At 73.7% G+C, this 12876-nt stretch carries 2 protein-coding genes; both read right to left on the bottom strand.

Annotated elements, in window-relative coordinates:
• Window positions 1-1841, bottom strand: a 1841-nt coding sequence (locus LY13_RS25075) for a type I polyketide synthase (RefSeq protein ID WP_253831034.1), incomplete at its 3' end; no start/stop codon positions are given.
• A gap of 16 nt (window positions 1842-1857) precedes the next feature.
• A complete protein-coding gene (locus tag LY13_RS25070) occupies window positions 1858-12771 on the bottom strand; it encodes a type I polyketide synthase (protein WP_253831033.1) in 10914 nt (3637 codons plus the stop codon).
• Window positions 12772-12876: the final 105 nt, after the last annotated feature.

Below are 12876 nucleotides of genomic sequence, written 5' to 3'. Positions count from 1 at the left end.
ACCCACTGCGAACCCTGACCCGGAAACACGAACACCAGCCGACCCGGATCGTCGGCCGTCCCGGTCACCACGGCCGGGTGCGGGGCACCCGTGGCCAGCGCGGCCAGCCCGTCGGCGAGCCCGGCGGCATCTCCCACCACGACGGCACGGGCGGACAATGCGGTCCGCGTGAACACCAACGACCGCGCGACGTCGCCGACGTCGGCCGACCCCGCGGCCACCGACCCCGACAGCGCGGCCGCCCGGTCGCACACGGCCTCGGCCGTTGCCGCGGACAGGAACCACGGCACGGGAACACCGGAAACCGCGACACCGGGAAGCTCGGTACCGGCACGTTCGGTACCGGGAACCACCGCGCCAGGGCTCAGCGGCGGAGCCGACTCGCCGGCCTGCCCGTTCTCGCCGGGTTCCGCGGCGTCCGCAGGCTCGGCGGCACCGGCCGTCTCCGCCTGTTCGGGGCCGGGTGCCTGTTCCAGCACGACGTGCGCGTTGGTGCCGCTCATCCCGAACGACGACACGGCGGCGCGACGCGGCCTGCCGGACGAGGGCCACTCGCGGTGGTCGGTCGCGACCTCGACGGCGCCCGCCGACCAGTCCACCCTGGGGCTGGGCGTGTCGACGTGCAGGGTCGCGGGCACCGTGCCGTGCTCCAGCGCGAGCAGCATCTTCATGACGCCCGCGACGCCCGCGGCCGCCTGGGTGTGGCCGATGTTGGATTTCAGCGAGCCGACCAGCAGCGGCGCCGACCGGTCGGAACCGTAGGTGGCCAGCAGCGCCTGAGCCTCGATCGGATCGCCCAGCGACGTGCCGGTGCCGTGGGCCTCGACGGCGTCGACGTCGCCGGTCGCCAGCTGCGCGTTCTCCAGCGCGGCGTGGATGACCCGGCGCTGCGCGGGGCCGTTTGGGGCGGTCAGCCCGTTGGACGCACCGTCCTGATTGGTCGCCGAGCCACGCACGACTCCGAGCACCCGGTGTCCGAGCCTGCGCGCGTCGGAGAGGCGCTCGACGAGCAGCACGCCCACGCCTTCACCCCAGCCGGTGCCGTCCGCGGCCGCGGCGAACGGTTTGCACCGGCCGTCCGCGGCGAGACCACGCTGTCGGGAGAACTCGGTGAACGCGGCCGGAGTCGCCATGACGGTCGCCCCGCCCGCGACGGCGAGATCGCATTCGCCCCCACGCAGGGCCTGCACTGCCAGGTGCAGCGACACCAGCGACGCCGAGCAGGCGGTGTCGACGGTGACCGCCGGGCCTTCGAGGCCGAACGTGTAGGCGATGCGGCCGGACACCACCGACGCCGCGTTACCGGTGGCGACGTATCCACCCAGGTCGTCCGGCGCGCCGCGCAGCACCTCCGGGTAGTCGTGGACGTTCGCTCCGATGTACACGCCCGTACGGCTGCCGCGCAGGGTCGCGGCGTCCAGCCCGCCGCGTTCGAAGACCTCCCAGGTGGCCTCCAACAGCAGGCGCTGTTGCGGGTCCATCGCCAGCGCCTCGCGCGGGTGGACGCCGAACAGCCCGGCGTCGAAGCCGGCGACGTCGTCGAGGAACGCGCCCTCACGGGTGTAGGAGGTGCCCGGGTTGTCTGGGTCCGGGTCGTAGAGCGCTTCGAGGTCCCAGCCGCGGTCGGTGGGGAACGGGCCCACCGCGTCCCGGCCGTCGACGAGCAGCTCCCACAGTTGTTCGGGAGTGCGCACGCCGCCGGGGAAACGACAGGCCATGCCGACGACCGCGATGGGCTCCGACCGGGCCTCGTCGAGAGCACGGTTGCGGCGGCGCAGCCGCTCCGTCTCCTTGACCGAGGAGCGAAGGGCCTCGAGGAGTTTCTCGTTCGACGTGGTCATGTGCGCTCCCGGGCCGTCATGCGTCGGTGTGGTCGGTGGCGAGCTGGATCAGCCGGTCGGCGTCCATCTCGTCGATGTCGTCCAGGTCTGTGAGCTCGTCCGGTCCGCTCCCGGCCGCGGTGGCAGCGGGTTCGTCCGCGTCACCGGGCCGGCGAGCGAGCGCGAGCAGGTCGTCCAGGAGGCCCGCTGCGCGGAGCCGCTCGACCGGAATGCCCGCCACCAGCCGGTGCAGCTCGTCGTCCGCGTCGGAGCCCGCCTCGCCGGGGGCCAGTTCGGCCAGCAACTGCTCGGCCGCTGCGGCCGGGGTCGGGTGGTCGAACACGAACGTCGCGGGCAGCGCCAGACCGGTGGCCGCGCGGAGCCGGTCGCGCAGCCGGACCGCGCTGAGCGAGTCGAAGCCCAGGTCGCGGAACGAGCGCCCCGCCGCGACCGACGCGGCCGCATCGTGCCCGAGGACGTCCGCGGCATGGCCGCGCACCAGCCGGACCAGGTGTGGCAGGCGGTCGGGCCCCGGCAACGCCCGCAGCCTGTCGAGCAGGTCGGGTTCGGGTTCCGCGTGTTCCTCGACAGCAGGCAGGAGCCCGCTCAGCAGCGGGCTGGGCCGTGCCGCGGTGAAGGTGTCGGCGAAGCGGGCCCAGTCGACGTCGGCGACGACGAGGGCACCGCGGGCGCGGGCGAGACGGCCGAGCTCGGTGATCGCGGTGGCTGCGGCCAGCGGCCGTAGCCCGTGCCGTTCCAGCCCCGCGCCGTCGGCCATGCCGTCGCCCGCCCACGGTCCCCACGCGAGGGAGACACCGGGGAGACCGTCGGCGCGGCGGCGCTCGGCGAGCGCGTCGAGTTCGGCGTTGGCCGCGGCGTAGGCGGCCTGCTCACCGCTCCCCCACGTACCCGCCACGGACGAGAACAGGACGAACGCATCGAGAGGGAGGTCGCGGGTGAGACGGTCGAGCAGCCGCGCGCCCTCGGCCTTGGCACGCAGTTCGGCGAAGTGGTCGGCATCGGCGCCGGCAAGCCGACGGTGTTCGGCGACGCCGGCCACGTGGACGACGGCGTCCGGCGGATGGGTGGTGACGATCTCGCGTAGCGCGTCCTCGTCCGTGGTCTCGGCCCGCGCGAGCACGACCTCGACGCCCAGGTCTTCCAGCGCCCGGAGTTCCGTGGCGTTGGGCGAGTCGGGGCCGCGCCTGCTGGTGAGCACCAGTCGTTGCGCCCCGGAGCGCGCCGCCCAGTGCGCGACGGCGGAGCCGAGCGCTCCGGTGCCGCCGGTGATCAGCACCGTGCCGCGCGGGGTCCACGGTGCGCTGTCGGTGGTCCGCGCGAGCCTGCGGCACAGGGCGCGGCCGTCGCGTACGGCGATCTGGTCCTCGCTCCCCGGCCGGAGGTCGCCGGGCAGGTCGCCGTCGACGAGTCCGCCCCACACCTCCGGATACTCGAGCGCGGCGACCCGGCCCGCGGCCCACACGGCTGCCTGTGCCGGGTCGGGTGCCTCGGAGGTGTCCACGGCCACGGCGTCACGGGTCTGCACCCACAGCCCGGCCTGCGGCGGCTGGTCCGCCGCGGCGACCTCGCGGAGGATGTCGGCGAGGTCAGCGGGTGAGCCGACGGTGACCAGGCGGGCCTCACCGGCGTCGATCCGTTCGGCGAGTGTCGGGCCGCTGTCGCTCGGCACGGGGTGCCACCCCGTCCGGTAGGTCAAGCCGCTGCCGCTGTCGGCCGGGGCGTCCAGCCAGTACCGCGTGCGCTGGAACGCGTACGTGGGCACCGACGTCGGGCGCACACCGGGGTACACGCCGTGCCAATCGACGTGGGCGCCGGCCGAGTAGAGCGCCCCGAGGGCGTCGAGGACGCCACGTACTTCGTCGGTGTCCTTGCGTTGGGTGGGGATGCCTCCGTCGAGGAACGGCGTCAGAGCCGCATCCGGCCCGACCTCCACGACATGCGCCGCATCCAGCCGTGCGACACCGTCGCCGAACCGCACCGCATTCCGCACATTGTCGACCCAATAGCCCACAGCGGAAGGATCGTCGTTGCCACCGGCCACAGGGACGACCTCGACCCGCGGCTCACGCAACTCCACCCGCTCAACCACCGACCGGAACTCAGCCAACACCGGATCCATATGCGCCGAATGGAACGCATGACTCGTCCGCAACACCGACCCGCGAACCCCACACGCCCGGTACTCCTCCACCAACGCACGCACCGCATCCGCATCACCGGACACCACCACCGAGTTCGGCGCGTTCACCGCCGCCAACTCCACACCCGCAGGCAGAACCAACTCCGCCTCCGACACCCCCAGCGCAGCCATCACACCCGGCGTGTCCACCGGCCCCATCAGGCGGCCACGCTCCACCACCAGGAACGCCGCATCCTCCAACGACAGAACCCCGGCCGCCCACGCCGCGGTGATCTCCCCCACCGAATGACCCATCACCACATCCGGCACCACACCCCACGACGCCAACAACCGCACCAGCGCAACCTCAAAAGCAAAAATCCCCGGCTGCGCACACCCCGTCCCCTCGATCCGCGGGTCATCGCCTTCGACAACATCCCGCACATCACCCGGAAACAGACCCACAACCTCGGCCCACGCCTCCGCAAACACCGGAAACACCGACGCCAACCCACGACCCATACCCACACGCTGACTGCCCTGACCCGTAAACACGAACGCCACACGACCCGAGGTGGCGGTGACAGGATCGCCGGTGTCGTCGTCTGCGATGCGGCGCAGTGCGGCGACGAGTTCGTCGCGGTCCAGGCCGGTGGCGGCGGCCCGCACGTCCAGCGCGGCGCGAGTGGTGCCGAGTGCGACACCGGCCGCGCGGAGGTCGTCGGCGTGCTCGGCGAACCCGGCCAGTCGCGCCGCCTGTGCACGCAGTGCGGCGCCGGACCGGCCGGACACCGGCCACACCACGGGAACCGCTGTCGCGGAACCGTCCACATCGGCCGCGACGTTCGCGACTCCCACCGCGTCGACGGTGCCGCCGGGGGCGGCCTCGGCACGCGCGGGCGGCGACTGTTCGAGCACGACGTGCGCGTTGGTGCCGCTGATCCCGAACGACGACACCGCGGCCCTGCGGGGCCTGTCGACCTCCGGCCAGGAACACTGCTCCGCCAGCGGCCGCACCGACCCCGTCGACCAGTCCACGTGCGGCGACGGGTCTGCCAGGTGCAGCGAGCGGGGCGCGACGCCGTGCCGGAGGGCCTGGATCGCCTTGATGACACCTGCGACGCCGGCCGCGGCCTGGGTGTGGCCGATGTTCGACTTGATCGACCCGACCAGCACCGGGGTTTCGCGGTCCTGGCCGTAGGTGGCCAGCAGCGCCTGCGCCTCGATCGGGTCCCCCAGCGTGGTGCCCGTTCCGTGCGCCTCGACCATGTCCACATCGGATGGATCCAGCCGGGCGGTTCTGAGCGCCGAGCGGATCACGCGCTGTTGCGCCGGGCCGTTCGGGGCGGTCAGGCCGTTGGACGCTCCGTCGGAGTTCACGGCGGAACCACGCAGCACGGCCAGCACCGGATGTCCGTTGCGCCGCGCGTCGGACAGGCGTTCCAGCACGAGCAGGCCCGCTCCTTCACCGAACCCGGTGCCGTCGGCGTCGGCGGAGAACGGCTTGCACCGACCGTCGGCGGCCAACCCGCCCTGCCGCGCGAAGTCCTCGAACACCGCCGGGGTCGACAACACGGTGGCGCCGCCCGCCAGGGCCAGGTCGCACTCCCCCGACCGCAACGCCTGCGCAGCCAGGTGCAGGGCCACGAGCGACGAGGAACACGCCGTGTCGACGGTCAGCGTCGGCCCCTCCAGCCCGAACGCATAGGCGAGCCTGCCGGACACGACGCTGGCGGAGCTGCCCGTCGCCAGCAGCGGTGCGAGATCCTCCGGCACCGACGGCAATCTGCTCGCGTAGTCGGAGTACATGATGCCGGTGAACACACCGGTACCGGTGCCTCGCAGCGACCGCGGGTCGAGCTCCGCACGTTCCAGCGCTTCCCACGCGGTCTCCAGCAGCACGCGCTGTTGCGGATCCATGGCCAGCGCCTCTCGCGGGCTGATGCCGAACAGGTCCGCGTCGAAATCGGCGGCGCCGTCGAGGAACGCGCCGATCGGCGGGTAGTCGCTGCGCAGAACCCAGCCACGGTCGGAAGGGAACCCGCCCATCGCGTCGACGCCGTCGGTGACCAGCCGCCACAGGGCGTCCGGATCGTCCGCGCCCGGGAACCGGCAGGCCATCGACACCACGGCGATCGGGTCGTCGCCGCGTGCGGGCTCGGTCGGGTCGACGGCCGACGGTGAGGTGGCGTCCCCGGCGGTTCCTGCGAGCAGGTCGGCCACGGCCTGTGGCGTCGGATGGTCGAACACCAGCGTCGCAGGCAGTCGCAGTCCCGTGGCGGCGGTGAGGCGGTTGCGCAGTTCCACCGCGGTCAACGAGTCGAAGCCGAGCTCCTTGAAGGCCCGTTCGGCACCGACGGCGTCGTCCGACGGATGCCCGAGCACCGCCGCGGCCGTCTCCCGAACCAGGGTGAGCAGATCACCCGCCGGTTCGGCATGCCGCCGCGGCGACGCGGGCGCCGTGGGAACCAGTGTCCGCAACAACGGGTGCGGGTCGCCCGCCGCGCGCAGCGCGGGCAGGTCGAGCCCGATCGGTACCAGCAGTGCGCGATCGGCCGCCAGGGCACGGTCGAACAGGTCGAGTGCCGACGACGTGACGAGAGGACGTATGCCCGCACGGGCGAGCCTGCGCCGGTCCGTGTCACCGAGGTGACCGGTCATGCCGCTGGCCTGCGCCCACAGGCCCCACGCCAGCGAAACGCCCGGCCTGCCCTCGGCCCGACGTCGCGCCACGAGCGCGTCGAGCGCGGCGTTGGCCGCGGCGTAGGCACCTTGGCCCGCGTTGCCGAACAGCCCCGCGGCGGCGGAGAAGACGACGAAGGCGGTGAGGTCGCCGGTCAGCTCGTCGAGGTGCCGGGCGGCGTCCACCTTGGACGCCCACACCGCGGCGAGCTGTTCGTCGGTCAGGCCCGTCACGACCCCGTCGCCGATCACGCCCGCGGCGTGGATCACCGCGGTGACCCGGTGCTCGCCGAGCAACGCGGCCACGGCGTCACGGTCGCTGACGTCGCAGGCCACCACGTGTGCGGTCGCGCCGAGCTCGGCCAGTTCGGACGGCAGGTCCCCGGCGTCCCCACGGCGGCCTGCCAGCACCAGCTCGCGCACCCCGTTGCGGGCGAGATGGCGGGCGAGCTCGGCGCCGAGTGTTCCGGTACCGCCGGTGATCAGTACCGCGTCGTCCCGGCCGAGCACGCCGGCACCGCCGCCGGACTCCACGGTGCCGGACGCCGCACCATCGGGCACCGCGGCATCGGGCACCGTGTGGTCCGACATCGCGGTGCCGTCGTGATCGGGACCGTCGATCTGCACGAGCCGCGGCACGTCGAGGCGCGCCTGCCCCACATCGGGGCACACACGCACCCATGGCTCGCCGAGTGCGACGGCACGACCGAGAAGGTCGGCGTCCACCCGCCGCGGGACGTCCTGGCTCGCGCCGCCCGCGCCGGCGGCGTCAGTGGGGGCGGCGTCCCCGCCGGGGGTCTCGACCACGACGACTCGTCCGGGGTGTTCCGACGCGGCGGAGCGGGCGAGCCCTCCTGCCGCGGCACCGAGTTCGGTGTCGGGGTCCACCACCACGGCGATGTCCCCGTCTCCCCCGAGGAGTTCGCGGAGACGGTCGAGGACGGCCGGGAGGTCGCCGTCGGCGCGCACCGTCTCCCCGGCGAAGGGGGACGCAGCGACGGCCGGTGCGGGTACCCAGTCCACGGTGTACAGCGGTTCGCCGTCGGGGGCGAGATCGGGCACGGGCCGGAGCGTGAGTGCGTCCGCGGTGAGCACCGGCCGGGCGTCGCCGTCGAAGGCCTGCACGCTCAGCGCGTTGTCCCCGGCCGGGGCGAGGCGCACGCGCAGTGTCTGCGCGCCGGTCGTGCCTGGGGTCTCGGTGGGCGCCGGGTGGCGGGTGACCCCGGTCCAGGTGAACGGCAATCCGGCGGCGTCGCGGCTCCCCAGGAACGCGGCGTGCAGGGCACTGTCGAGCAGGGACGGGGGCACGCCGAGGCCCGGGGTCGAGCCGGTCTCGGCCCCGTCGGCCCCGGCGTCGGCCTCGGCGAACAGCTCGTCGCCGCGCCGCCAGACGCGGCGCAGGCGCTGGAACTCTGGGCCGTAGCTGAGACCGGCGACGGCCAAGTCGGCGTAGAGGTCGCCGAGGTCGACGGGCTCGGCGTCCCCGGGAGGCCATTCCGCCGGCACGGGCGCGGCCGCCGGTTCCCCGAGGATTCCGGTGGCGTGTCGGGTCCAGTCACCACCGTCGGGTCGGGCGTGAACCTCCAGCGCGTCGGTGACGGACACCTGGATGTCGACCGCGTCGCCTGCGTCCAGCACGAGCGGTGCGGCGAAGGTCAGTTCGGCGATCGCGTCCCGGCCTGCGGCCAGCAGCGCCATGTCGAGGAGTGCGGTGCCGGGGACGACGATGCGGCCGGACACCACGTGGTCGGCCAGCCACGGGTGCGTGGCGACGCTGATGCGTCCCGTCAGCAACCTGCCGCGATCGCCGGGCAGCGCGGTGGATGCCGGGAGCAGCGGGTGCCCGGTGGCGGTCAGACCGGCGGCGGCGACGTCGCCGGCGGCGGTCTTGCGGGTGGGCCAGTAGCGGCGCTCCTGGAAGGGATACGTCGGCAGGTCGACACGTCGACCACCGGGGATGACCGCGTTCCAGTCCGGTTCCACACCGCGGACCACGGCCTCGCCCAACGACAACAGCACCCGGTCCAGGCCGCCCTGGTCGCGTTTGAGCGAACCGACCGCGACGACGTCGTCCGGCAGTGCCATCGTCAACACCGGGTGCGGGGAGCACTCGACGAAGGTCCCGAACCCGTCGGCGACGAGGCGTTCCACCGCGTCGGCGAACGCAACCGGATTACGGAGATTGTCGAACCAGTACTCGGCATCCATGCCCGAGCCGTCCTCGACCCGACCCGTGAGGGTGGAGTACACCGGTGTGTCGCCGGCGCGCGGCGTCACCGGCGCCAGCGCCTCGAGGAGTTCGTCGCGCAGGTCGTCCACCTGCGGCGAATGCGAGGCATAGTCCACCGGAACCCGCTTCGCCCGGATGTCGTCGGCCTCGCAGGCGGCGATGAGCTCGTCCAGGGCGCCCGGCTCCCCCGAGACCACCACCGCCGACGGGCCGTTGACCACGGCCACCGACAGCCGGTCGCCGAACGGGCCGATCCGCTCCCGCACGTCCTCGGCACCGAGCGCGATCGACACCATCCCGCCCTGCCCCGCGAGACGCCGCAACGCCCGAGAACGCAACGCCACGACACGGGCACCGTCCTCGAGCGACACAGCGCCGGCGACCACGGCGGCGGCGATCTCACCCTGCGAATGCCCGACGACCGCGGCAGGCTCGATGTCCCACGACCGCCACACCTCGGCCAGCGACACCATCACAGCCCACAACGCCGGCTGCACCACGTCCACCCGCTCGAGCAGCTCCGCGTCCGTCAGTGCATCGGACAGCGACCAGTCGACGAACCCGCCCAGCGCCGCCTCGCACTCGGCCAACCGCTCCGCGAACACCGGAGACTCGGCCGCAAGGTCCCGAGCCATCCCGACCCACTGCGAACCCTGACCCGGGAACACGAACACCACACGTCCCGGGTCGTCGGCCGAACCCTCCACCAACGACGGATGCGCGGCACCCTCGGCCAACGCCCGCACGGCGTCACCACTCAACGCGACGGCCCGGTGCTCCAGGCGCGCACGCGTCGTCGCCAACGACCACGCCACGTCGACGTCCGGCGCCGTCGGCAACACGTCGGAGAGCCGCGCGGCCTGCTCGCGCAGCGCGTCCTGGGTTCGGGCCGACAGCACGAACGGCTGCGGGCGCGCCTGCTGCTCCGGATCACCGGAACGGATCGGCGCCGGGTCACCTTCTTCGAGGACGACGTGCGCGTTGGTGCCGCTCATCCCGAACGACGACACGCCCGCGCGGCGCACGCGCTCGCCCGGCTGCCACGGCCTGTGGTCGTCCAGGATCCGGATCGTGCCCGCCGACCAGTCGACGTGCGAGCTCGGACGATCGACGTGCAGGGTGCGCGGCAGCGTGCCGTGGCGCAACGCCAGCACCATCTTCATCACCCCGGCCACACCCGCGGCGGCCTGGGTGTGACCGATGTTGGACTTCACCGACCCCAGCCACAGCGGCGTGTCCGGGTCGCGGTCGACGCCGTAGGTCCGCAGCAGCGCCTCGGCCTCGATCGGGTCTCCCAGCGACGTCCCCGTGCCGTGCGCCTCGACAGCGTCCACGTCGGACGGTTGAAGGTCGGCGGCGCCGAGGGCGGAGCGGATCGCCCGTTCCTGGGCAGGACCGTTGGGAGCGGTGAGGCCGTTCGACGCGCCGTCCTGGTTGATCGCGGACCCGCGCACCACGGCGAGGACGTGATGTCCCTTGGCTCGGGCGTCGGAGAGTCGTTCGGCGACGAGGACGCCCGCACCCTCGGCCCAGCCGGTGCCGTCCGCGCCGTCGGCGAAGGCCTTGCACCGGCCGTCCCGGGACAGTCCGCCCTGCTTGGTGAACTCGGTGAACGTTCCGGGAGTCGGCATCACCGTGACACCACCCGCCAGTGCCAGGTCGCATTCCCCGGAACGCAGTGCGTGGGCGGCCCAGTGGAGCGCGACCAGCGACGACGAGCACGCCGTGTCGACCGAGATCGCGGGCCCTTCCAGCCCGAGTGCGTAGGCGATGCGGCCGGAGGCGACACTGACGGCGTTGCCGGTGAGCACGTGCCCGCCGACGTCCTCGGCGGCCGCCGACAGCAGAGAGACGTAGTCCTGGCTGCTGATGCCGGTGAACACGCCCGCCGGGGTGCCGTGGAGGCTCTGCGGGTCGATACCGGCACGTTCCAGCGATTCCCACGCGACCTGCAGCAGGATGCGTTGCTGCGGATCCATCGCGAGGGCTTCCCTCGGGCTGACGGAGAAGAAGTCGGCGTCGAACCCGGCCGCGTCGAGGAACCCGCCGTGGCCGTCGCCGTCCCATCCTCGGTCCTGCGGGAACGGCCCGATGAGGTCGGCGCCGCTCGCCACGGCGTCCCAGAGCTGTTCCGGCGTGCCGATGCCGCCGGGGAACCGGCAGGCCATGCCGACGATTGCGACGGGTTCGTCCGCCGCGACCGCCGGTCGCGGCGGAGTGGGCCGGGTATCGCCCCCGCCGGCCGGCTCGCCGATGAGCCGCTCGGCCAGCGCGCGGGGCGTCGGGTGGTCGAAGACGACGGCGGCGGGCAGGGACAGCCCGGTCGCGGCGACGAGGGCGTTGCGCACTTCGACGGCGGTCAGCGAGTCGACACCGAGGTCACGGAACGTGCGGTCGGCCCCGACCGTCGACGTGTCGGGGTGTCCGAGCACGGTTGCCGTGGTGTCGCGCACGAGGTCGAGCAGCGCGGCGGCGCGCTCGTCGTCCGGCAGCGCGGCGAGCTCGTCCGCACGGTCGCCGCCGGGAGCAGGGGCGGTGGGAGCGAAGCGTTCGAGCAGCGGACTCGGGCGGCGGGCCGTGAACGTCTCGGTGAAGCGCGCCCAGTCGACGTCGGCGACGACGAGGTGCGCGCGGGAGGTGCGGTACAGCGCGTTCAGTGCCCGTTCCGGGACGAGCGGACGCAGGCCCAGCTCGGCGAGGTCGGCACCGACCCGGCCGCCGCCCATCCCGTCGCCGTCCCACGGCCCCCACGCCAGCGCGGTGCCGGGCAGCCCCGCGGCGCGGCGGTTGGCGATGAGGGCATCGACCCGGGCGTTCGCCGCGGCGTAGGCGGCCTGGCCCCCGCTGCCCCACGTTCCGGCGATCGAGGAGTAGACGACGAATGCGTCGAGCTGCCGGTCGCGGGTGAGGCGGTCCAGGATATCCGCGCCGGTGACCTTGGCGGCGGCGATCGCGGCGAGGTCGTCGGCAGAGGTGTCTGTGAGCGGTTTCGTCAGCGCGGTGCCCGCGGCGTGGACGACGGCCGCGGGCTGCCACGCGTCGAGCACGGATCGCATGGCGGCCTCGTCGGTGACGTCGGCGGCGACGGCGTGCACGTCACGTCCCTCCGCACCGTGCGCGGCGAGCTCGGGAGCGGCGGCGCCGCTGCGGCTGACGAGCACGACCCGGTCGGCGCCGTCGGCGAGGAGCCGGTCGGCGGTCCGCCTGCCGAGTGCACCGGTTCCACCGGTGATGAGCACGGTCCCGGACGGCCGCCAGTCCGCGGTGGCGGCCGGCGCGGGTGCGAGCCGCCGCGCCCAGGTTCCGGCCGCGCGGACGGCGACCTGGTCCTCGTCGCCGCCGATGACGTCGAACACCTGCGACGCCGTTTCGACGTCGACGAGACCACCCCACGTGTCGGGCAGTTCGAGCGCGGCCACCCGGCCCGCACCCCAGACCGCGGCCGGTTCAGGGTCGACCTCCGCGCCCGGCTGCACGGCCACGGCGCCGCGGGTCACCGTCCACACGGGCCGGTCGTCGTCCCGTTCCTGGAGGTCGCGCAGGGTCCACAGGAGGTGGTCGACGCCGGTGGCGGGCAGCAGCCAGCCGTCCGGATCGTCCTCGACGGCACCGGCTGCCACCAGTTCTCGCGCGAGGACGGGGTCGCCGGGGAGCACGCCCCAACGGCCCTCCGCCGGACGACCGTGAACGGGGACCCATTCGATGCGGTGGCACAGGTCGTCACCGGCGGACGGGGCGTGTGGCGTGCCCGCGTCGAGCCAGTAGCGACGCCGTTGGAACGCGTAGGTGGGCAACTCGACGCGGCGGATGCCGGGGCCGAAGAACGCGGACCAGTCGACGTCGACACCGGCGGCGTGCAGCCGGGCCAGCGCGGCGACGACGTCGGTCTCCTCGTCCATGTCCTCGGAGTTGCGTTGGGTGGGGATGCCTCCGTCGAGGAACGGCGTCAGAGCAGCATCCGGCCCGACCTCCACGACATGCGCCGCATCCAGCCGTGCGACACC

Source organism: Prauserella aidingensis, assembly GCF_024171865.1.
Classification (GTDB): Bacteria; Actinomycetota; Actinomycetes; order Mycobacteriales; family Pseudonocardiaceae; genus Prauserella; species Prauserella aidingensis.
This window is presented reverse-complemented; position numbering and strand designations above follow the sequence as displayed.

Coding starts and splice junctions, on each gene's coding strand:
- LY13_RS25070 (WP_253831033.1), bottom strand. CDS start 12,771: ATGGACGAGGAGACCGACGTCGTCGCCGCGCTGGCCCGGCTGCACGCC.